Below are 21,675 nucleotides of genomic sequence, written 5' to 3'. Positions count from 1 at the left end.
CTCGACCGCACCCTCCGCCTGTTCCTCGCAAGCGAGGGACGTCACCGGAAGAAATCGACGCCTGTCTCACCCGCTTCACCCGAACGGCGACCGCCTTCCCGGACACCCTCGTCACCGGCTGGGAGCCGCTCGTCCCGACCCTCCACCTACCCGACCCCGACGACCGGCATGTTGTCGCCACAGCATGAGCCGGCCGAGCCGACGTGATCGTCACCGACAACCCTGCGGATTTTCCGCCCAGCGCGCTGCCCGCACCACTCACCCGGCAGTCTCTCGACGACTTCCTGCTCGACGAACTCGATCTTCACCCGGGTCGGGTCGTCACCGCCGTCCGTGCGATCGCCAGCAGGACCCGACGGTCGGGCCCGGCCATGACAGCCCACGACATCGCCATATACATGCACACACAGCACCCCGGCCTTCGGCGAGCGCCTGCCGACGGCACTCGACAGTCCACGCACAGCCTGATGACTGTTCTGACCCAACGTCAGGCGAAGACCTCGACAGCGCACGCGGCCGTGCCGCTGCGCGCGATGCGGGTATCGCTGGTGATCAGGGGCAGCCCCAACGCCTCGGCGAGCGCCACGTACTGCGCGTCGTACGCACTGAGGTTGTGATGCAGCTCATGGACCCGCCGCCAGAGGATCAGCGTCTCATGCCGCACGAGCGGCAGTATCTGGTAATCGGCGACGGCCTTCGTCGTTTCTCGTTTGGTGATCTTGTTGCCTCGAAGCATCCCGAACAATGCCGAAACTATTTCGTAGTCGAGTAGGCCGGGTGCCGCGAGCGACTCGAGGCCGGCGAGCCGGCGGCGTACGGCGACTCCACCCGCACCCTGGTCTGTCAGCGTCCGTACCAGCGCCGAACAGTCGATCACGGCCGCTACATCGCTCAACGGCGTTGCCTGCCCTCGTCGATCGCGGCAAGGATGTCCGAGGTGCTGACGTCGGACCGTGTCTCGCGGTCGAGGCGGGTCATCATGTCCGCCAGGGACGGCGTCCGTGCGTCGCGCGTGACCAGGTCGAGCAGGTACGTCTGTAGGCTGCGTCCCCCCTTCGCAGCCTTGATTTTCAACGCTTCGAGGGTCGACTCGGAGACGTCGCGGATAGTGATCGCAGTCATGTCTGCATTTTACCTACAGTGCCTGCAATACGCCATCGAGATCGTTAGTGGCGGGCGGGTGGACGGGGAGCGCGTCCGAGATCGTCTCATCCGTGGGCAATGATCGTTGAGGATCGGTCCGACTACCCGAGACGGCGGCGTTACGCTGGTTCGGGAGGATCAGGCCGTCGGGTCGCCAGGAGGAGGTGTGCCATCGCCGCGGAGATGATTGCTCCCGCCTGGATGCACCAGCAGATCACGGTGGAGCAGTACGACTCCTGGTCCGAGGAGCAGTGCGCGGGCATCGAGATCGTGGACGGGATGGTCGTCGTGAGCCCCGGCGCGTCCAAACGTCACAACCGGCTGGCCAAGATCCTCGCGGTCGCGTTGGAGACCGCCGCCGGGCTGGGCTGGAACGCGGATTTCGGCTTCGACGTGCGGCTTCAGGACGTGCCGCTGACGAATCAGCGCCCGGACGTCGTCGTGTACCGCGCCGACACGATCGACATCATGCCGGCCCGTCCCGAGCACATCCTGCTTGTCGTCGAGGTCGTCTCGCCGGGCTCGGAGACGACCGACAGGATCGTCAAGGCTGAGCAGTACGCGCGGGCCGGGATCTCGTACTACTGGCGGGTCGAGCAGCTCCCCGCGGGCGTCCCGGTCGTCCATACCTACGTCATCGATCCGGCGACCAGGACATACCGTGACGATGAGGTCTTCACGGGTGTCGTTGACGCCGTCGCGCCTTTCCCCGTCAAGATCGACCTTACTCGGCTGTAGCGGCGTCACGCCTGGGCTTTCTGGTGGGGTCAGGGGCTGGGTAGTCAGGTCTCGTTCTTCGTCCGGGCTGTGCTGGGTTCTCCCGCTGGTCCCGGCATCTTTCGCTCTTGGTGGCCTCGGCATCATTCCTGATTCCCGCTCCCGATCTGGTCGTCGCACTGTCCGGTGGACCGCTGGAGGCGTTGGGGCGGAAAAGTTGTCGGACCTGGTGCCTACGGTGGGTCCCGACGCGGTCGCGTCACCCGTGGCGGTCATGTCATGACCGTTCGGGTCGGCTCGAGGCGGCCGGTTCCGGCCGGGAAGGCGGAGACGATGCTGATCGACTGTGGCACCTGTGTGGTGCGTGGGGCCGCGTGTGGGGACTGCGTGGTGCGTGTTCTGCTGGAGCCCGCCGGCGGCGTCGTCGACTGGGACGACAGCGAGCAACGGGCCGTGGACGCCCTCGCCGCCGGCGGCCTGATCCCACGCTCCCGGTTCGTCCCCCCGGTGGCATCCGCGACGCCCAGGAAGGCCGGGGACGTCAGGAATGCCGAGAACGTCGCGTCCACGGCGCCGGCGCTGGTGCCGATGGCGCAGGTGCTGCCGTTGCCCCGTCCCGTGAACGGCCCCCGTGAACGCACCCGCCGGACCGGTTAGCCCACCGCCTTCCCCCGCGGCGGCGCGTCACGGCCGGATGAGTCGGGCCGGGCGGTGGCTCCGGCGGCGCGTGCTGGCGGCGTCGGTGGTGACGCTGGCGGTCTGCGTGGTGGTCGCTGTCGGGGTGGGGCTGGCTGTCATCAACTATGCCGGCCAGGAACGCGCTGGTCAGGAACATGATGATCAGTGGAACGCCGCTCATGAGGATGCGGCCGGTGCGGCCCGGTTACAGCCCACACCAGAGCCGGCTGGGCAGGGGGCTGCTGGGCCTCTGACGGTCGTCGGGGACCTGCCGACCTCACGGCTGGTCGAGATACGTCGTGACGCCGACGAGGCCCTGCGCTATGTGCGTACCGTCTGGGACGGGCCGTGGGCCGACCGGGTCGTGGTGGAGGTTCCCGCGGGCGGCGCCGGCTTCCGCGCCGAGTCAGGACGGGCAGGCGCCGACGGTGAGGCCGCGGTCGTGGTGCTTCCGCGGGAGGCCCGGGGGCCCGGAGCGTCCGCGGCTGCCAGGGCACTGTCCGGTGGCGGCAGCGGGGACGCCACTGACGGCGGCACCGCGTCACCAGGGTGCCCGCCTGGTGGATGTGCTCCTGGCGTGTCGCCCGGTGGTACCGACAGCGGCATCGGAGGTGGCGGCTCGGGCGTCGGCCGTGTGATCGTCAACCCGGAGGTCTACGACCGGTTGAGCGTCGAGGGACGGCAGGTGGTGCTGCGGCACGAGTTCACCCACCTGGCCAGCGCCGACGTGACCGGGGCAGGCACCCCGACGTGGCTGGTGGAGGGGCTGGCCGAGGCCGTGGGCCATGCCGGCGTACGGCTGGCGGTGGCCCGGGCAGCCACGGAACTGGCCGCCGAGGTGCGCGCGGGCCGGTTACCGGACGCGTTGCCCGACGACGCGGCGTTTTCTGCGACGGACGGCAGCGTCCCCGTCCGGTATCAGGAGTCGTGGCTGGCCTGCCGGCTGATCGCGGACCGGGTCGGCCTGGACGGGCTGATCAGGTTCTACCGGCAGGTCGGGACCGGCGCCGGCGATCCACGGACGCGGCTGGCCGATGCGCTGCGGGCGGTTCTGGGCGTCACCGAGGCCGATTTCATCGCACAGTGGAGATCATATATGGACGTACAGTTACATTCCTGACTGTTCGATGGTTGTCGGGAGGCTACGGACGCGCTGCCGTACATGCGTGCCGCCGTGTGAGGGCTGTCTGCGTACGGCGGTCGGCCGCCACTACGGCGGCGGGGCAGGCGGGGCGATACTCCGAGTGCCCCGGGCCGTCGCTCGGCTGCCGTCGCGGCGGGGGAGGCGTCCGGCGCCGCTCGGGATGTCTCCTGTCGCAGGCTGCCCGTTACCGGGGCGGCCTGGCGGGATGCTGGAGGATGGCCCGATGCGGGTACTGGTCGTAAGCAATGACTTTCCGCCACGTCCCGGTGGAATTCAGGCATATGTGTACAATTTCGCCAGTCGGTTACCCGCCACGGAGATGATCGTCTACGCTCCCGCGTGGCGGGGCGCGTCAGCGTTCGACGCGGCAGCGCCCTTCCCCGTGGTGCGGCATCCGACGACCCTGATGCTGCCGGTCCCGGACGTGCTGCGCCGGGCCCGGGCGATCGCCCGCGCGGAGAAGTGCGACGCCGTCTGGTTCGGGGCGGCCGCGCCGCTGGGCCTGCTCGCGGCCGGCCTGCGCCGCGACCCGGGGGTGGGCCGGATCGTCGCGAGCACGCACGGTCACGAGGTGGGCTGGGCGGTGCTGCCGGGCCCGCGGCAGGTACTGCGCCGCATCGGGCGGACGGTCGACGCCGTCACCTACCTGACCGACTACACCAGGACGCGGCTCGCGCCGGCCTTCGGCCGCCGGCCGGCCCTCGTCCGGCTGCCCGGCGGCGTCGACACCGGGTTCTTCCGGCCGGGCGTGGGACGCGACGACATCCGCCGGCGACACGGCCTCGCCGGCCGTCCGGTCGTGGTGTGTGTGAGCAGGCTGGTCGAGCGCAAGGGGCAGGACATGCTGATCAGGGCACTGCCGGCCTGGCGCCGCCGGGTGCCCGGGACGGCGCTGCTGCTCGTCGGCGGGGGCCCGCACCGGCCGGCGCTGCAACGGCTGGCCCGGGACGCCGGGGTGGCCGAGCACGTGGTGATGACCGGTTCGGTCCCCTGGGAGGAACTGCCCGCCCACTACGCCGCCGGTGACGTCTTCGCGATGCCGTGCCGGACGCGGCGGGCGGGCCTGGAGGTCGAAGGCCTCGGGATCGTCTACCTGGAGGCGTCGGCCGCGGGTCTGCCGGTCGTCGCCGGGCGCAGCGGTGGGGCGCCGGACGCGGTGCTCGACGGCCGGACCGGGACCGTCGTCGACGGTGGCGACCTGCGGGAGGTGACCGATGCGGTCGGCGGTCTGCTGGCCGACCCCGACCGGGCCCGGGCCATGGGCGCGGCCGGCCGCGCCTGGGTCGAGCAGGCCTGGCGCTGGGACGTTCTCGCGGCCAGGCTGCGCGACCTGTTGCTGCTCCCGGGCACGGCACAGGCATGATCGCGACGGGCATGATCGCGTCGTGTCCCGTCCACCGGCGCTCGGCCGCTGGGGCCCGACCGATGCGCTGGCCGTGCGCGACTGCGCTGGCCGTGCGCGACGGCCGCCGCGGCCGTGTCCCGCCCGCCGGGGCCCGCTGTCTGACATGATCCCGGACGTGAGTCCCTCGCCCGTGCAGATCGATCTCGTCGACGAGGTCTTCCTGGCCGTCGACCCGGCTGTGGCGTCCGCGGCGGTCCACGATCCGGCATGGTGGCGCGTGTTGTGGCCGGATCTCGAGCTCACCGTCTTCCAGGACCGTGGCGCCGAGGGGCTGCGCTTCACGGTGACCGGCGCGCTGGTCGGGACCAGCGAGATCTGGCTCGAGCCGTGGGGTGACGGTGTCGTCGCGCACGTCTTCCTGCGGGCGGACGTCACCCGCCGGGGGCGGCCGGCCGAGGTTCGCCGGCTGCGTCCACGCGCCGCGGCACGCTGGGCACAGCACCGCTCGCTGCACACCAAACGCCAGCTCAACGTGCTCAAGGACGTCCTTGAGGCGGGCCGCGCGCCCGGCGAGCCCGCGGCGGCGCCTCCACCGCAGCCCGCGGCATCCACCGGGCCCGCTCCTGCTGGGCCCGCTCCTGCTGGGCCCGCTCCCGCTGGGCCCGCTGTGGGGCCGGTGGAACCCACCGGGCGACCCGAGCGGTTCGCAGAACCTGCCGTACGGTCCGCGGAACCGGCGGAATCCGTGGCGCCCACCGCGGAACTCGTGGAATCCGCGGAACCGGTCATGCGCGCCGTGAAACCGGCGGAACCCGTGGGGCCCGCTGTGCCACGGGCGCCGTCCGCCGATTCCCCAGGGCGCCCCGTACACCGTTGAGGCGCGTCTGGGGACGTCCACCGGGGCGACCATCCGGTGTGCTGGAGCCCGCCGAGGGACACGGCGCACGAAGAGCAACGATCCGGCATTTCACCGAGCGACGGCCCGTGGTCCGGATCAGCCCCCGCGCGATCCTCCAAGAACCCACAGAACACCCGGGCAGCGGCAGCCTCACATCCACCAGCAACCGCCCCACCAGCAACCTCCCCACCAGCACCGCCCGGGAAGCCGGCCCAGCGCCCGCGCGGGATCCGCCGGCCCGGCGAACGGAGCCGTGACGTCGAAAACGGGGCCGGAAAGAGACGGAAGTTACGTCATCGCTCCGTTCGCGGGCTTGCCCGTCGATCTGGGCGCGGGTACGGGGCGGGGGTTCTCGGGTGGCGGCCGGGTTGCGTCAGGTGGGTTTTTCGGACGGGGTGACCGTAGGCTTGGCTGGTATGAGGGTCCATGTGGTCAGTGATGTTCATGGCCGCGCAGACGCGCTTGCCGCCGCCGGGCAGGGGGCCGACGCCTTCATCTGTCTCGGGGACCTTCTTCTTTACGTGGACTACCGGGATCACCGCCGCGGGATCATGGGTGACCTGTTCGGCCCGGAGGCGGTCGGGAAAATGATTCGGCTGCGGACCGAGCAGCGTTTCGACGAAGCCCGTGAATGGTCCCACGGGTTGTGGGCCACCTTGGGCGACGACCGGCAGGCGATCATCGAGCAGGCGATCCGCCGGCAGTACGAACAGTTGTTCGCGGCCTTTCCCACGCCGACTTTCCTGACCTATGGCAACGTCGATCTCCCGCATCTCTACCTGGACTATCTGCGGGACGGTGTCACGCTGCTCGACGGCGAGACGACCGAGATCGGCGGGCTGCGGTTCGGTTTCGTCGGCGGGGGCTTACGCACCCCCATGCGCACCCCGTACGAGATCGACGATGAGACCTACGCCGCGAAGGTCGCGGCGGTCGGGGAGGTGGACGTGCTGTGCTGCCACATTCCGCCGCACCTGCCCGAGCTTGTGTACGACACGGTGGCCCGGCGTTACGAACGGGGCAGCGTCGCGGTGCTGGAGGCCATTCACGACATGAAGCCTCGTTACGTTCTGTTTGGACATGTTCACCAGCCGTACCGTGATGTGCTCGACATCGGGTCGACTCGCTGCGTCAACGTCGGGCATTTCAACGCCCGGGGGACGCCGTTCGTACTCGAGTGGTAGGCAGCCCACCGCGGGTGCTCGAGCGGTCGGCGGCCCGCCGCAGGCGCTGGTCGTCCGGGTGTCGGGCCATGCGATCGGCAGCCTGTTGACGATCTCCGGCGATTTGTCAACGACCCGTGGATGGCCTGCAGATGGCCCGTGGATGGCCTGGGGATGGCCTGCGGACGACCCGCCGGCCACGGACACACCCGGTGGTAACCCGCCGTGTCCGTGGCCGGTCCGGTAGCCTCGTCGACTGGTCAGGATGATTATCCTGGCGTGTGGAGAGATCCTGGATGTCTCAGTAGCCAGGATGCAACCGGGATGCCAGCAGTGTCGGGTATGCCCGGGCGAGTTGTGGAGGCAGTGTCACCAATGGCGGAGCACGCCCGAGCCAGCACCACGATCAATGCCAAGCCCGCGGCTGTGATGGCAGCGATTGCCGATATAGGTGCATATTCGACCTGGTCAGGGCCGGTGGAACGGGCCGAGGTCGTCGCGCCCGGCCCGGACGGCCGTCCCCGACAGGCCCGTTTCCTGGTCAACGCGGTGGTGGCGAAGGAGGAATTCGTCACGGAATACACCTGGTGCGGTGACGATTCGGTGAGCTGGACCCTCGTCGAGGGAAAAAACCTGGTCGCGCAGAACGGCAGCTACGTTCTGCGCGACCTCGGTGACGGCCGGACCGAGGTCACCTACGACCTCACCGTCGAGCTGAAGGTCAAGATTCCGAGTCTGATCCGGCGCAAGGTGCAGAACGGTGTCGTCGACGCCGCGCTGAGGGATCTCAAGAAACACCTCGAGAGCTGACCACGCGTGCGATGCGTGCTCTTCGCGGGCAAGGGGGGCGTCGGGACGACCACGGTCGCCGCTGCGACGGCCACGCTGGCCGCCCAGCGCGGTAACCGGACGCTGGTGATGTCCGCGGACCCGGCGGGAGGTCTCGCGGCGGTTCTCGACCATCCGCTGGACACGGCTCCCATCGAGATCGAAACCGGCCTGTTCGCCCAGCATGTGGACACCCAGCGCGCCTTCGAGGACCGCTGGTGGACGATACGGGCCGCCCTGGGCCGGCTGTGGGAGGCCACCGGAGCGGATCCGATCGAGCCCGGTGAGCTGACGGTGCTGCCCGGCGCCGGCGAGGTACTGGCCCTGGTGTACCTGCTCGACCAGCTCAGATCCGGGGACTACGACGTCGTCGTGGTCGACGCCGGCCCGATCGCCCGTTTACTGCGTCTGCTGACCCTGCCGGAAACGCTGTTGTGGTATCTGCGCCGAGTCGTCCCGATCGACGGCCGGCTCGCCCACCTGCTGCGCGGCAGCCCGTGGCGGCTGGGTCGTCCCACCTGGCCGGACTCCGTGGCCGGACCGCTCGCCGGGGCCACCGCGCGGCTTCAGCAGATCATGGATGAGGTCCGTGACGTCCTGTCCGACCCGGCGCGCTCCAGCGTGCGGCTCGTGCTGACCCCCGAGACCGTCGTGGTCTCCCGGACCAGGGCGGCGGTGGGCGCGCTGGCGCTGCACGGGTTCGGGGTGGACGCCATGGTGGCCAACCGGGTGCACACCGCAGCCGGGGGCGATGCCTGGCGGGCCGGCTGGGCGGCCGCCCACCGTGACCAGTTGGCGGCCGTCGAGCTGTCCTTCGCGCCGATCCCGGTCCTGCGCGCGGCCTACCGAGCCGGGGAGCCGGTCGGCCTGGAGGAGCTCGCGGCCTTTGCCGCGGGCACCTATTCGGCCCTCGACCCGGTCGCCGTCCTCGGGGGCGGGCGGGCCGGGATCGGCCCGCTGCGGGTCGAACGGGCCGGGAACGGCTTCTCGATCTCGATCGCCCTGCCGTTCGTGGAGCGTTCCGAGATCACCCTTGCCAGGGTCGGCGCGGACGAGCTGATGGTCTCGGTCGGTTCGCAGCGGCGGATGCTCACCCTGCCGTCCGCGCTGCGGCGGTGTGACGTCACCGGCGCGGTGCTGCGAGACGATCGGCTGGTGGTGTCCTTTGTACCCGACCCGGACCTGTGGGTGCGCACATGACCATGCCGGCGCCGGGTCCGCTCGCCCAGGAAGCCGCTCTGCTCGCCGCGGCTGTGCGTGACCTCCTGCTCACAAATCCGGGGATTCAGGCCTACACCGCCCACGCCCACGCGGGTAACACCGGCTATGCCGATCACACCGGCTATGCCGATCACACCGGCTATGCCGATCACACCGGCTATGCCGATCACACCGGCTATGCCGATCACACCGGCTATGCCGATCACGCCGGCTATGCCGGTCACAACGGCTATACCGATCACAACGGCTATACCGATCACAACGGTCGTTCTGGTGACGACACCCACGTCGGCAAGAACGATCATGTCGGCCATACTGGGGGTACCGGTCCCGGGCGGACGGGATCCGGGCGCCGCGCCGCCACACCGTCCGGCGGCGCCGGCGGTGACGCGGGCGGCGGTGCCGGTTGCGACTGCGGCCTGCGTCCGGAGGACCACCACGAGGCCCGTCCAGACGCCGCGGCGATGAACATGTGCCAGGTGTGTCCGCTCTGCCGGCTGGTCAACACCCTGGCCGCGGGCCGACCGGAGGTGGCCGGGCACCTGTTCGCCGCGGCAACCTCGCTGGCGGCGGCGGTGCGGGCGGTCCTCGCCGGCCGTCCGGACACCGGCACGGGCAGCGCGGCAACGGCCGGTACCGGCCCCGTCGAGGACACTGCTGTGAGGGGATGGACAACTGAGCGGCCGGGGCCCGGGCCGCGTGTTCAGAGGATCGATGTCGAGTGACCCCCACAACGTCGGGTAGGGACGGCTCACAGCCCGATCTGGTGATCGGCGTGGATGTCGGTGGCACGAAGGTCGCCGCGGGTGTTGTCGACGGGGCCGGGGCGGTTCTGTCGTCGCTGCGGCGGCCGACGCCGAGCCAGCAGCCGTCCGCGGTGGCCGATCTGATCGGCGAGGTGGTCGGCGAGCTGCGAGCGGCCGTGGCGCCGCGGCCGGTGCGGGCGGTCGGCATCGGGGCGGCGGGCCTGATCGACCGTGACCGCTCGCGGGTGCTGTTCGCGCCGAACCTCGCCTGGCGTGACGAGCCGCTACGGGACGAGGTGAGCACCCGCACCGGTCTGCCGGTCGTCGTGGAGAACGACGCGAACGCGATGGCCTGGGGGGAGTACCGCTTCGGTGCCGGCCGCGGCGAGCCGGATCTGGTGTGTGTGACGGTGGGAACCGGTGTCGGCGGCGGGATCGTGCTCGACGGCCGGCTGTACCGGGGGCGGTTCGGGCTCGGCGGGGAGATCGGGCACATGCAGCTGGTGACCGGCGGCCGTCTGTGCGGGTGCGGGAACCGGGGATGCCTGGAGGCGTACGGTAGCGGCAACGCGCTGGTCCGCAAGGCCCGTGAGCTGGTGACGACCTCGCCGACGGCGGGCCGGCGCCTGCTGGAGCTCGCCGGCGGCGAGGTGGGCGCTCTTACTGGTCCGGCGGTCACCGAGGCCGCCCGGGAGGGTGATCCGCTCGCGGTGAAGTGCTTCGAGGACGTCGGTACCTGGCTGGGCCGGGCGATGGCCAGCCTGGCCTCGATTCTCGATCCCGGTCTCTTCGTGCTCGGCGGCGGGGTGTCGGAGGCTGGTGATCTTCTTCTCGCCCCGGCCCGCGTGGAGTTCGCGAACAGCCTGTCGGCCCGCCAGCACCGTCCCGAGGCACGGATCGTCACAGCCCAGCTCGCAGCCTGGGGCGGCATCGTCGGCGCCGCCGACCTGACCCGTAGCTGAACGTTACTGTAGCAACTTTGTGTTGTTGAAAAGAATTCAATATGTCACTGGACGGTTCGTCATCGAGCTGGACGGCGACGCGGACGGCCTTGCCAGGCCGGCGCGGCCAGCTCGATCAGCGGATGGTGTCCGGGCGGTAGTCGGCGACCAGTTCCTGGGCCAGCTGCTCCAGGAACAGCCCGGCATCCGTGACCACACCGACCGCCTGGGAGAACCCGCGGTCAGCGATCCTGCTGACGCTGCTGGGATCGATGTCCACACAGGCCACCGGGATGGACGCCGGCAGGATGTTGCCCGTCGCCACCGAGTGCAGCATCGAGGCGATCATTATCGCGAGCCCGATCCCGCGCAGGGCCTCGCGCATGGCCCGCTGGCCGGCCAGCACGTCGGTGTGGACGTCCGGCAGTGGGCCGTCGTCACGCACCGAGCCGACCAGGACGAACTTCTTGTTCGCCTTGACGATAGCATGCATGATCCCGCTGGTCAGGATGCCGTCGTCGACGGCGGCGACGATGGATCCGGCGCGCCGGATCGTGTTGATCGCCCGGATGTACTGCTCGTGCCCGCGCTCGGCGCCCTTGCCGCGGCTCGGCTCGTTGCCGAACGCCGACCCGTACAGGGCCGCTTCGATGTCGATGGCGGCGAAGGCGTTGCCGGAGAAGAGCACGTCGACATAGCCGGCCTCGATCAGCGCGACCATGGCCGGGGTGGCGCCGGAGTGCACGACGGCGGGCCCGGCCACCCACAGCACCCCGAAGCCCTCCGCCTTGAGCTCACGGATCTGGCGGGCGATCGCGCGGACCAGCACGGCCTGCCGCTGCGGCGCCAGCAGGGTGGTGGACGACGAGACGGACTGCGACGACAGGGCCTGGAAGGTGCCGTACAACCGGGTCGAGTGGTCGGTCACCGGCAGGACGGCCTTCACCCCGGACACGCCGCACACGATCATGTCGCCGGCCCGGACGTCGGAGACCGGGATGGTGCGTACCCGCCCGTCGGAGACGACAAGGCCGCAGTCCATCTCGGGATGTTCCACCGGCACCCAGTGGCCGCCGAGGCGGACCACGGTTTCCAGGTTGGTGGTCGAGTAGAAGTCGGGGGGGAAGACCCCGTCTCGGTCGGCCGCCCGCAGCAGCGCGGTACCCGGTTCCACACTGTTGACGCCATAGGCCTTGATCCGCATGAGAATGCGGGTCAGCTGCTCCGCCGAGTCGGCCCCGACGACGATCGTCGCGTGCGACTCGTCATCGTGGGTCGCGCCGAGATCGATGCTCCTGATCTCGTAGTCGCCCCCGTAACTGAGAACGTCGTCGAGTACCCGGGCGAGAATGCCGGTGTCCATCAGGTGACCGTGTATCTCGACCTTCTCGTGGAACTCCACGCAGCCGCCCCTTCCCTGCCCTGACGTGGGTGCCCGGTCCGCCTGCCGGCGAATCCGGATCAGACGACCGCGCCATCGTCACCGTCCGCCGAGTCGGTGGGCGGCCGATCCGCCATTCGGAACACCAGTGTGGCGACTCCGCCCAGCACAAGCATGACTCCTCCGACGTCATAGGGCCTGCCATGGTCGATCCCGGCAATCGTGGGGACCAACAGGATCGCGACGCCGACGGCGATGGAACACAACGCCCACCGGGTGGTGGGTTTCATGCGAGGTGCTGGCGGTGGGGGTGGTGGGTCGTAGTGGTCGGACGGGTCATCGGGGCCGTCGTAGCCGTCGGCATCATCCGGGATGCCCGGCGGATCGATCTTCGGTCCGTCACCGGCGGGGCCGGTGGCCGCACTGTCGTCCACGGGAAAGAGAATATGATCTTTCTGCTGGCCCGGGTCGAGCGGTAAGCGCCAGACCGGACGCACGATCGCGCCCGGAGGCTCCGTGTGCATCGTGACGTCCTCGTTGCGTGCCGTGACGTCCTCGCTGGATGGCCAGGTCCGCTCCACGGGCTCGGCGTTGAAACGGGCCACAAGCGAGGCGAAGACCGCGTCCTGGTCGGTGTCCTGATCCGTTTCCGCATCGCCGCCGTCGCTGTCCCCGCCGGAGGCGTCCGCGGCCGTCACCGGCGGCTCGGCAACGGCCGCATCCTCCTTCGGCCTGCCGTCGTCCCCGGGTGGCGGATCGCCGCGGCGTATCCCACGGTGGTCGGTGGCGCCGGGCGCGCTGGCGCCACCCGCCTCGGCGTCGGGCGGGCCGGCCTGCGGCGGCTGTCCGTACGCCGGGCCGCCGGACGCTCCACCCGCGTCCGGCGGCGGGCCACCGGCAGATGGTGGCAGGTCAGGCACGACTCACCTCGATCACCTCGATCACCTCGAGACAACCGTGTGCGTGTCGACGAACTGGAGGCTTCCCTCGAAAATTGTGTGTCTGTCGTTGTCGAGAGTCGCGACGTGGTAACTGTTCTCCAGGATGCGCTCGGAAACGGTGGACGATGTCGCGCCCGCCAGCAGGATCCGTCCGGAGGTGGCCTCGACGACGTGGTCGACGCGGCTGCGGAAGGTCAGGATCGGGCTGGTGACACGCCCCAGGTCCGCCACTGTCACCGCCCACAGTTCGCGCAGGGAGACGAAGGCCCGCAGGGGCAGGCGCCGGTAGGCGACCTCCGCCGTACCCGCGGCCTTGATGTCGCTGCCCACCCCGACCACGCAGGGGATCACGCGGGAGAGCGCCGGGGCGAGCGCGGCCACCTTCCGATCGGTGCCGAGGCTGGGGTTGACCGTGGCCACTCCGGTCAACGCCGGGCCGTACACCTCCGCCAGCCGCAGGGTCAGGGTGCCGCCCATGGACAGCCCCATGACGAAGACGGTCGAGCAGCGTTCCCGCAGGCGGATGAAGGCGTCTTCGGCCGCTGCGAACCAGTCGTGCCAGGTCGTGCCGTTCATCTCCTGCCAGCGGGTGCCGTGGCCCGGCAGCAGCGGGCAACAGACCGTCAGGCCCGCCTCCGCGAGGAACGTGCCCCAGGGGCGCATGCTCTGAGGTGTGCCCGTGAATCCGTGGATCAGCAGCACCCCGGTGTCGCCGCCGTCGTGTTCGAACGGCTCCGCACCGGGTACGACCGAAGTACCCGGTGTGACCGAACGCCGTGGTACGCCTGCCATGGTGTCCGCCCTCTCGTTACTTGCGCGCGATCGGCCGCACTCCGTGGAGGCGGGGGATTGTTCTGTTTTCGTCGCGCGGACCGGTTCCGCAGCATGCTCGCATGCCGGGCGGGTAGAGGCCATGCTCTTCACGATGCCGTGTTCAGCGGTGCCATGTTCGGTGGTGCCATGTTCGGTGGTGCCGCGTTCCATGGTGGGGTGTTCAGTGGTGCCGTGTTCGGGGCCGGCTGCGCCGCATCCCGCGTTCGCGCCGGCCCCGAGCCGCCGTGGGCGGGTCGGCCGTCCGCGACGGTCCCCGTGGTGGACGGAGCCACCCCGGTTCCATAGGGTTGTCCCGGCCACCGTGTGCGGGCGTGTCGGGCCGATGCGTGTCGAGACGATGTTGGCGGGCGACCACACCGGGAGCTGACGTGTTGTACTGGGTCGTCAAGGCATTTCTCACCCCTATCCTGCGGCTGTTCTGGCGGCCGTGGGTGGAGGGACTGGAAAACATCCCGGAACGGGGCCCCGCCATCCTCGCCGGCAACCACCTGTCCTTCTCCGACCACCTGTTCCTCCCGTTGGTCGTGCCGCGCCGGGTCACCTTCCTGGCCAAGAGCGACTACTTCACCGGATCGGGATTCAAGGGCTGGTTGAAGCGGCTGTTCTTTACCAGCGCGGGCCAGCTCCCGATCGACCGCAGCGGCGGGGCCGCCAGCGACATGGCGCTGCGCAGCGGTGTGAAGGTGCTCCAACGCGGCAAACTGTTGGGGATCTATCCGGAGGGCACGCGCTCACCGGACGGCCGGCTGTACCGAGGCAAGATCGGTGTTGCCCGGATGGCGCTGGAGTCGAAGGTTCCGGTCATTCCGGTCGCGATGATCGGCACGTTCGAGGTGCAGCCCCAGGGGAAGCTGCTGCCCAGGATCCGCCGGGTCGGCATCCGCATTGGCCGGCCGCTTGACTTCAGCCGCTACGAGGGCATGGTCGACGACCGGTTCGTGCTCCGGTCCATGACCGACGAGATCATGTACGAGCTCATGGCGTTGTCGGGCCAGGAGTACGTCGACAGGTACGCGCAGCGGGTCAAAAGCGAGATCGCCGCCACGGGCGAGGCGGCGAGCGGAGCTGACGGCTCCTCTGACGGGGACGGGGAGCCCGGCCGCGAGGGCGCCGGTCGTACGGTCGAGCGGTCGTCGGCGAAGGCCAGGACGAAGCCGTCGGCACCCCGTGCCCCGCGGACCCGCCGGCGGGGCGGTCACAAGGCCGGCCGCTCGGGCCTGGGTGACCAGACTGACACCCGCCAGGCGGGCTGATCGCCGGCCCGGGCCGGCTGTTGGTCGTTCTGGCACGGCAGGATGGTCGATGTGCACGCATCGGCGGATCTCACGGCGCCCGACCATCCGTCACGCCGGCGTCGGCCGCGGGCAGCCCGGCCGGCGGGAACGCGCTCTGCCCCGCGGCGGCTCGCCCTGACGACTGCTGTCGCCACGGTCGCCATCCAGGTGGTAGCCGGTGCCGTACCCGTGGCCTGGGCCCAGCCGGCACCGGATCCGAGTGTCGCGAGCCCGGCGCCCGTACGGTCGGTGGCGCCGGAACCGCCCGCCGGCACGGTTCTGCGCGTGGGGCGCTTCGCCGTCGATCTCGACGGCCGGATGCTGTTCGTACGCGGCGTGTCGGTGCCCCCCGACACCGTCCTCGACCAGGCCATCGTCGCGCGGTGGGCCGCCGCCGGCTTCACCGCGGCACGCCTCGGCGTGCGGATGGAGGCCGACGGAACGTTCAGCGGCCAGGCCATTGGTGCCGCTGCTGTCGCCGGCCAGGCCCGGCCGCCCGCTGGCGCTGGTCCAACTGTCGGTGACGGGCTCGACCGGCTTGCCGCGTCCGTCGCGACCGTCACCGGGCAGGGCCTGCGCGTAATGATCCAAATTGTGCCGACCGCCACCGCGGCCCGAGCCGGGGACGAGGCGTTCGCCGCGGGCCTGCGGCGGCTGTCGAGCCGCTTCCGTGACGTCGCCGGCCTGGTCGGCTTCGAGCTGGCGGCTCAGGCGTCGGCGAACTCCCCGCTGCTCTCCGGCGCCGTGCGGCTCGAGGACGCCCATCATCTGCTCTGGCGCAGCGGCCCGGCCCTGTTCGACCCGACCGCGAGCACGGCGACCAACGACGAGGCCGCGCTGCTGGTCGGCTGGGCGGGTGGGGATCCGGCGACCGTGCAGCGGCTGCTGTCGGCCGCCGAGAGCACCCAGATCGGCTGGTTCTTCGACCGGCCGCCCACCGGCCCGCTCCTCGCCGCACTGGCCAGGCCCTATCCGGCCGCGGTCGCGGGTGTTCCGGTGAGCCTGGCCTACAACCCGTCCGGGCGGCTGCTCGCGCTGTCCTACCTGCCGGTGTCGCCGGCGGGGAACGTCTTCCGGCCCGGGACGATGACCGAGATCCGGGTGCCGGCCGAGGCCTACCCTGACGGCTACCTGGTGCGGGTGTCGGGGGCCACGGTCGTCTCGGCCCCCGGCGCGGGTGTGGTCTGCCTGGTCACCGACGCCGCGGCGGCCCGGGTGGACGTCCGGGTGGAGCCCGCGTCCGCTGGTGGCGCCCCGCCGGTCGCCCCGCCGCCGCCGGGTGATCCGTGCCCGGCGGCGGCGCGACGACCACAGCCCCGGGTGCTGCCGCGGCCCCGGCCGGGGCAGCCGGCGGTGGCGGCGGCCCGGCCGCCATCGGCCCGGCCGCCGCCGGCCGGGCCGACGGGCGCAGCGCTGACGAGAACGTCAACGGCATGCTGCTGTGGGCACTGCCGCTGGCCGGCGCCACCGGGATGACGGTCGTCCTCGCCGGGCTGTGGTCGAGGCTGCGTCGCGACCACAGCCACGGCCCGGCCTCCCCCCGCGGCGAATGAGCGCGTCCCTTCGGACGACCGGCGGGCAGACTGGACCGGTGGCCAGCCGCTATCTCTACGACACCGAGTTCATCGAGCGCTCGGAGGGGGGTCACCTCTGGCTGGATCTGGTGAGCATCGGGATCGTCAGCGAGGACGGCAGCCGGGAGTACTACGCCGTGTCCACCGAGTTCGACCCGGCCTTCGCCGTGCCGTGGGTGCGACGCAACGTCCTGGACAAGCTTCCGCCGCCGTCCGATCCGAGCTGGCGGAGGCGGGCGCGCATCCGCTCCGACGTCGTCGCCTTCCTCGGCGCGGCCGGGCCGCCGGAACTGTGGGCCTGGTACGCCGCCTACGACCATGTGGTGCTCTGCCAGCTCTTCGGCACGATGACCGACCTGCCCCGGTTCCTTCCTCGTTTCACCCGGGATCTGCGCCAGCTCTGGGAGGAGGTCGGCCGGCCACCGCTGCCGCCCCCGCCGCCCGACGCCCACGACGCGCTCGCCGACGCCCGGCACAACCTCGACCGCTGGCGGGTTCTGGCGCCGCTGCGGACCTGCCCGTCCCCGGCCCCCACGCGCTGAGGATCACGGCGAGGATCGCGGTGAAACTTCCGTGAAGTACGGCCGCCGGGCCGGGGAATTCCCCGCGCCACGGGCGGCGGATGTGTTTCTTCGATCCTCTCCGTGGGATTACGCTTCCGGACTGACAGGAGCGGCTCGTCACCGGTCGAAGAGCATCGGGTGATCAGGGGAGCCGGGCGCGAGAAAAGGAAGATCGCGCCTTCTTCGGCCCGCCAGGAGGTGCATGGAATGCGGATCGGAGTACTGACAGGTGGTGGGGACTGTCCCGGGCTGAATGCGGTCATTCGGGCGGTCGTCCGCAAGGGCACGGATGTCTACGGATATTCTTTCGTGGGCTTCCGGGATGGTTGGCGAGGTCCGTTGGAGAACGCCACCGTCCCGCTCGGGGTGGAGGCGGTACGCGGAATTCTCCCGCGGGGTGGCACTATTCTCGGATCCAGTCGTACAAATCCCTACAAGGAGGACGGCGGTGTCGCGCGTATCCGGCAGACCCTGGCCGCGCACGGGGTCGACGCGCTGATCGCGATCGGTGGGGAGGACACCCTGGGGGTGGCCGCCCGCCTGCACGACGAGGGCATCCCGGTCGTCGGCGTGCCCAAGACCATCGACAACGACCTGTCCGCCACCGACTACACCTTCGGCTTCGACACCGCTGTCAACATCGCGATGGAGGCCATCGACCGGCTGCACACCACTGCCGAGAGTCACCACCGCGTCCTCATCGTGGAGGTGATGGGACGCCACGCGGGGTGGATAGCGCTGCACAGCGGGCTGGCCGGTGGGGCCAACGTGATCCTGCTGCCAGAGCGGCCGTTCGACATCGACAAGGTCTGCGCCTTCGTCGAGCACCGCTTCGCCTCCCACTACGCGCCGATCATCGTGGTGGCGGAGGGCGCTGTCCCGGTGGCCGGTTCGCTGGTCGTCAAGGACGGGGAGCTCGACGCCTTCGGCCATGTCCGGCTGCAGGGGATCGCCACCGTTCTGGAGACCGAGATCCGCGGGCGGACGGGGCGGGAGTCCCGCGCGACCGTGCTCGGCCACGTCCAGCGGGGTGGTACCCCGACGGCGTTCGACCGGTGGCTGGCGACCCGCTTCGGCCTGCACGTCATCGACGCCGCGCACGACGGCGACTGGGGCACGATGGTGGCGCTGCACGGTACCCGGATCGACCGGGTGCCGCTGGAGGAGGCGACCCGGGAGCTCAAACTGGTGCCGGAGGAGCTCTACGCCGAAGCCGAGGTCTTCTTCGGCTGAGAAGTCCGCCGCGAAGGGCCGGGAAACCGGCTGAACCGGCTGAACCGGCTGAACCGGCTGAACCGGCTGAAATTGGCCGCGGGGCCTGGGCAGCCGGCCGGAAAGTGGCCGGGAAGCCGGCACCCGGCCGGATGCCGTCGGGTGACACCGGATGGTGTGACACCGGGGATTGGGCGACGTGCGCCCATGGCCGGGCCGTACCCTGTATGACTGTGGAGGAACTCGACGCCTGGCGGGCCCTGCCGGCCAAACAACAACCGAACTGGCCGGACCAGGGGGAACTGGCCGCCGTCCGCGACCGGTTGGCGACACTGCCACCGCTGGTGGTCGCCCCCGAGGTGCGGATTCTGACCGAACGGCTCGCGGCGGTCGCCCGGGGCGAGGCATTTCTGCTGCAGGGCGGCGACTGCGCGGAGACCTTCGCCGCGAACACCGCCAACAAGATTCGCGACAAGGTGAAGACGCTGCTGCAGATGGCGATCGTGCTCACCTATGGCGCGAGCGTGCCGGTGGTCAAGGTCGCCCGGATCGCCGGCCAGTACGCCAAGCCCCGTTCAGCCGACATCGAGGCCAGCACCGGGCTGCCGTCCTACCGCGGTGACGCGGTCAACGACATCGCAGCCACGGCGCGGGCCCGCCGGCCCGATCCGGGCCGGATGCTGGAGGCCTACCACGCCAGCGCGGTCGCGCTGAACCTCGTCCGCGCCTTCGCCACCGGCGGTTTCGCCGACCTGTCCAAGGTGCACGAGTGGAACAAGGCGTTCGTGCGGGACTCGGCGGCCGGGCGCCGTTACGAGATGATGGCGACCGACATCGAGCGGGCCCTGTCGTTCATGGCCGCCTGCGGTATCGAGCTTGAGCGCACGCCGACGCTGCACGGCGTCGAGCTGTTCACCAGCCACGAGGCGCTGCTGCTGGACTACGAACGGGCGCTCACCCGCAAGGAGGACGCCACCGGCTCGATCTACGATCTTTCGGCGCACCTGCTGTGGATCGGCGAACGGACCCGTGACCTCGACGGCGCCCACGTGGACCTGATGTCCCGGATCGGCAATCCACTCGGCTGCAAGGTGGGCCCGAAGGCGTCGCCCGACGAGGTGCTGGCGCTCGCCGACCGGCTCAACCCCGACCATGTGCCCGGCCGGCTCACGCTCATCACCCGGATGGGCGCCGGCCGCATCCGGGACGTCCTGCCCGCGATCGTCGAGAAGGTCAACTCCGCCGGGCATCCGGTGGTGTGGTCGTGCGACCCGATGCACGGCAACACCCGGGACATCAACGGTGTGAAGACCCGGCACTTCGACGACGTCCTGGACGAGGTGCTCGGCTTCTTCGAGGTCCACCGGCAGCTTGGCACCCATCCCGGGGGGATCCACATCGAGCTGACCGGGGACAACGTCACCGAGTGCCTCGGTGGTGGGGAGCGCATCGGCGAGGCGGATCTGGCCGGCCGGTACGAGACCGCCTGCGATCCGCGGCTGAACACCGGTCAGGCCCTGGAACTCGCCTTCCTCGTGGCGGAGATGCTGCAGCAGATCAACGTGGCCCGTTCACAGGGTCGCTGATCCCCACGGGGTGATCCCACGCGGTGGCCGCGGGCCGGCGTTCCTCCCGGGCCGCGGCAGGCGACCCCAGACCGATGATCGCCATTCTGGTGATCATGCGCTCAGGTCGAGTGATCATCTCCTGTCGGGGACGCCTGGGAACGCCCGGGCCGACAGGTGCTCAGACCGGTCCGCCAGTGCCGGTGCTGACCGGTTGGACGGGCTCGTCCGTATCGGCCGGCAGCGCTATCTCCGGCGCCTTGGGCACGCTGGTGGGCGTCGCGTCGGTCGGGGCGGAGGGCCGCTCGGAGGCGTGCGTGGCCGGTGCCTGCGGGCTGTGGGCGCCGCCCGTGGAGTGGGTCGGCCGCGGCGGCGTGGGGCTGCCACCGGGGCGGGCGGAGGGGCTCGCGGCCACGGGAGGGGTTAAGACGGAGAACGGGGCCGATCGCGGCGAGCGTGAGGCGTCCACCCGGCCGGGGGTGTCCTTCGCGGGCGGTGTGCGCTCGCCGGTGCTGAGGGTGTTGTGGACGCCGTGCACGTAGTCGAGGGCTTCGGCGGTCATGGTGTGCAGGGGGCCGTCCGGCAGGTTGTCCAGCAGGACGTGCAGGTCCCGCGACTGGTCGTCGGTGAAGTCCTGGACGGTCCGCAACGCGTCCTCGCTGCCGTTACGGGCCTCGGTGACCAGGACGTTCCCGCCGGCGGACGCCTCCTGCTGCCAGGCCGCCAGCAGGTTGCGCACCTCGACGGTCTTCTTCGGCAGCCGCCCGTCGTCCATGATCGAATTGATTTCGCTGAGCCTGCTACGGGCGATGCCGAGATGGATCTTGGCTTTTTCGACCGGGCTGCTGGTGAGGTCGAGCTGGATGTGTTCGACACGCAGCTTGAGCCCGTACAGCGGCTCGCCGGGGACCGCCCGATGGGTCCCGACGGCGACGCCGGTCACCATCACCGACGCCGCGAGGGCGCCGAGCAGGATCGGACGCGGGCCGGTGGTGGGCTGGGCGAGGGTTGTCCGGGACGCGGTGGCCCAGGCGAACAGACCCCGCTGGGCGGGCGTGCGCACGAGATACCCCGGGCCTCTCGCCGATGGTGCGTCTGCCGTCGGGGCCGGGGTTTTCGGGGTGTCGGGGGTCGTGGCGCCCGGCGCCGGTGAGGCCGCGGCGGCGGTCTTCGGAGTTTCGGTTCCGGCGGTCAGGCTCTCGGCGAGCAGCTGGGCGCGCAGCGCCGTACGGAACTCGGGGCGCGGCGACACCGTTTCATGGGCGCGCAGCGCCACGACCACGGTCAGCCGCTCGCGGTCATCCGGGTGAGCGGCCGGCGATCCGCCGTCGACGAGCCGGTCGAAACGCTCGGCTCGTCGCCCCGTGAGCAGTACTCCCACCGGAGTCCCCCCTGTTTCCCCCTAGTACGGTGTGCCGACCGGGGGCTCGCTACCACCCGGATACACCGTCGGCCCCCATGATGACCAGGGACACCCCGTTCGGGCACGCATTCCGCCCCCACGGCC

At 70.7% G+C, this 21,675-nt stretch carries 22 protein-coding genes; 15 read left to right on the top strand and 7 right to left on the bottom strand.

From position 1 onward, the window contains the following. Positions 1-146 precede the first annotated feature (146 nt). The 3 genes from FSYMDG_RS26330 to FSYMDG_RS15615 all read right to left on the bottom strand — a co-directional run bounded on the left by FSYMDG_RS26330 (position 147) and on the right by FSYMDG_RS15615 (position 1,122). Complete coding sequence (locus FSYMDG_RS26330; protein ID WP_157491032.1) at positions 147-308, bottom strand: hypothetical protein; 162 nt, start codon at positions 306-308, stop codon at positions 147-149. Between the two features lie 179 nt (positions 309-487). Continuing rightward, positions 488-895, bottom strand: coding sequence for a type II toxin-antitoxin system VapC family toxin (locus FSYMDG_RS15620; RefSeq protein WP_013874368.1), 408 nt, complete (start codon positions 893-895; stop codon positions 488-490). Continuing rightward, the gene (locus tag FSYMDG_RS15615) at positions 892-1,122 is read right to left on the bottom strand and encodes a FitA-like ribbon-helix-helix domain-containing protein (protein ID WP_013874367.1); all 231 of its coding nucleotides are present in this window, start codon (positions 1,120-1,122) and stop codon (positions 892-894) included. The genes FSYMDG_RS15620 and FSYMDG_RS15615 overlap by 4 nt, the downstream gene beginning before the upstream one ends. Before the next feature lie 204 nt (positions 1,123-1,326). Between FSYMDG_RS15615 and FSYMDG_RS15610 the strand changes: the two genes are divergently transcribed. From FSYMDG_RS15610 to FSYMDG_RS15565, 10 genes are all read left to right on the top strand, one after another. Then, positions 1,327-1,881, top strand: coding sequence for a Uma2 family endonuclease (locus FSYMDG_RS15610; RefSeq protein ID WP_013874366.1), 555 nt, complete (start codon positions 1,327-1,329; stop codon positions 1,879-1,881). Positions 1,882-2,250: 369 nt separating this feature from the next. Next, positions 2,251-2,517: a hypothetical protein gene (locus FSYMDG_RS24705; RefSeq protein WP_237702790.1), complete on the top strand. Its 267-nt coding sequence runs from the start codon at positions 2,251-2,253 to the stop codon at positions 2,515-2,517. Positions 2,518-2,587: 70 nt separating this feature from the next. Next, a complete protein-coding gene (locus FSYMDG_RS23340; RefSeq protein ID WP_050803560.1) occupies positions 2,588-3,658 on the top strand; it encodes a hypothetical protein in 1,071 nt (356 codons plus the stop codon). Between the two features lie 247 nt (positions 3,659-3,905). After that, positions 3,906-5,045 carry a glycosyltransferase family 4 protein gene (locus FSYMDG_RS15595; RefSeq protein ID WP_013874363.1) on the top strand — a complete coding sequence of 380 codons (1,140 nt, stop codon included), beginning with the start codon at positions 3,906-3,908 and terminating at the stop codon, positions 5,043-5,045. Between the two features lie 157 nt (positions 5,046-5,202). Then, positions 5,203-5,904 carry a hypothetical protein gene (locus tag FSYMDG_RS27220; protein ID WP_193353071.1) on the top strand — a complete coding sequence of 234 codons (702 nt, stop codon included), beginning with the start codon at positions 5,203-5,205 and terminating at the stop codon, positions 5,902-5,904. A 437-nt stretch (positions 5,905-6,341) separates the two neighbouring features. Then, positions 6,342-7,109 (top strand): metallophosphoesterase family protein, encoded by a 768-nt coding sequence (locus FSYMDG_RS15585; RefSeq protein WP_013874361.1) that lies wholly within the window; start codon positions 6,342-6,344, stop codon positions 7,107-7,109. Between the two features lie 354 nt (positions 7,110-7,463). Further along, positions 7,464-7,898: an SRPBCC family protein gene (locus FSYMDG_RS15580; RefSeq protein ID WP_013874360.1), complete on the top strand. Its 435-nt coding sequence runs from the start codon at positions 7,464-7,466 to the stop codon at positions 7,896-7,898. Positions 7,899-7,913: 15 nt separating this feature from the next. Next, the gene (locus FSYMDG_RS15575; protein ID WP_083828308.1) at positions 7,914-9,116 is read left to right on the top strand and encodes an ArsA family ATPase; all 1,203 of its coding nucleotides are present in this window, start codon (positions 7,914-7,916) and stop codon (positions 9,114-9,116) included. Then, entirely contained in the window at positions 9,113-9,862 is a 750-nt protein-coding gene (locus FSYMDG_RS23330) for a hypothetical protein (RefSeq protein WP_013874358.1), read from the top strand. Before FSYMDG_RS15575 ends, FSYMDG_RS23330 begins: the two co-directional genes overlap by 4 nt. Continuing rightward, positions 9,859-10,845: an ROK family glucokinase gene (locus tag FSYMDG_RS15565; protein WP_013874357.1), complete on the top strand. Its 987-nt coding sequence runs from the start codon at positions 9,859-9,861 to the stop codon at positions 10,843-10,845. The genes FSYMDG_RS23330 and FSYMDG_RS15565 overlap by 4 nt, the downstream gene beginning before the upstream one ends. Before the next feature lie 115 nt (positions 10,846-10,960). Here FSYMDG_RS15565 and FSYMDG_RS15560 read toward each other — a convergent pair whose 3' ends face one another. The 3 genes from FSYMDG_RS15560 to FSYMDG_RS15545 are packed head-to-tail and all read right to left on the bottom strand — an operon-like array spanning position 10,961 to position 13,938. Continuing rightward, entirely contained in the window at positions 10,961-12,226 is a 1,266-nt protein-coding gene (locus FSYMDG_RS15560; protein WP_013874356.1) for a TIGR00300 family protein, read from the bottom strand. A gap of 59 nt (positions 12,227-12,285) precedes the next feature. Then, on the bottom strand, positions 12,286-13,125 hold the full coding sequence (locus tag FSYMDG_RS23325) for a hypothetical protein (RefSeq protein WP_013874355.1): 840 nt from the start codon (positions 13,123-13,125) through the stop codon (positions 12,286-12,288). Between the two features lie 21 nt (positions 13,126-13,146). After that, positions 13,147-13,938: an alpha/beta hydrolase gene (locus tag FSYMDG_RS15545; protein ID WP_013874354.1), complete on the bottom strand. Its 792-nt coding sequence runs from the start codon at positions 13,936-13,938 to the stop codon at positions 13,147-13,149. A 410-nt stretch (positions 13,939-14,348) separates the two neighbouring features. Here FSYMDG_RS15545 and FSYMDG_RS15535 point away from each other — a divergent pair, with 410 nt between their 5' ends. From FSYMDG_RS15535 to FSYMDG_RS15515, 5 genes are all read left to right on the top strand, one after another. Continuing rightward, positions 14,349-15,233 carry a lysophospholipid acyltransferase family protein gene (locus FSYMDG_RS15535; RefSeq protein ID WP_013874353.1) on the top strand — a complete coding sequence of 295 codons (885 nt, stop codon included), beginning with the start codon at positions 14,349-14,351 and terminating at the stop codon, positions 15,231-15,233. Between the two features lie 306 nt (positions 15,234-15,539). Next, positions 15,540-16,730 (top strand): hypothetical protein, encoded by a 1,191-nt coding sequence (locus FSYMDG_RS15530; RefSeq protein WP_157491031.1) that lies wholly within the window; start codon positions 15,540-15,542, stop codon positions 16,728-16,730. A gap of 115 nt (positions 16,731-16,845) precedes the next feature. Continuing rightward, entirely contained in the window at positions 16,846-17,370 is a 525-nt protein-coding gene (locus FSYMDG_RS15525; protein ID WP_043603767.1) for a polyadenylate-specific 3'-exoribonuclease AS, read from the top strand. A gap of 228 nt (positions 17,371-17,598) precedes the next feature. Beyond that, positions 17,599-18,624 carry a 6-phosphofructokinase gene (locus tag FSYMDG_RS15520; RefSeq protein ID WP_013874350.1) on the top strand — a complete coding sequence of 342 codons (1,026 nt, stop codon included), beginning with the start codon at positions 17,599-17,601 and terminating at the stop codon, positions 18,622-18,624. A gap of 206 nt (positions 18,625-18,830) precedes the next feature. Then, positions 18,831-20,189, top strand: coding sequence for a class II 3-deoxy-7-phosphoheptulonate synthase (locus FSYMDG_RS15515; protein ID WP_013874349.1), 1,359 nt, complete (start codon positions 18,831-18,833; stop codon positions 20,187-20,189). A gap of 160 nt (positions 20,190-20,349) precedes the next feature. Here FSYMDG_RS15515 and FSYMDG_RS15510 read toward each other — a convergent pair whose 3' ends face one another. After that, positions 20,350-21,549 carry a DUF5667 domain-containing protein gene (locus FSYMDG_RS15510; protein ID WP_013874348.1) on the bottom strand — a complete coding sequence of 400 codons (1,200 nt, stop codon included), beginning with the start codon at positions 21,547-21,549 and terminating at the stop codon, positions 20,350-20,352. Between the last annotated feature and the right edge of the window lie 126 nt (positions 21,550-21,675).

The sequence above is a fragment of the Candidatus Protofrankia datiscae genome (assembly GCF_000177615.2).
GTDB classification, from domain to species: domain Bacteria; phylum Actinomycetota; class Actinomycetes; order Frankiales; family Frankiaceae; genus Protofrankia; species Protofrankia coriariae.
The sequence above is the reverse complement of the archived record's forward strand: the minus strand, read 5'-3'. Positions and strand labels throughout refer to the sequence as shown.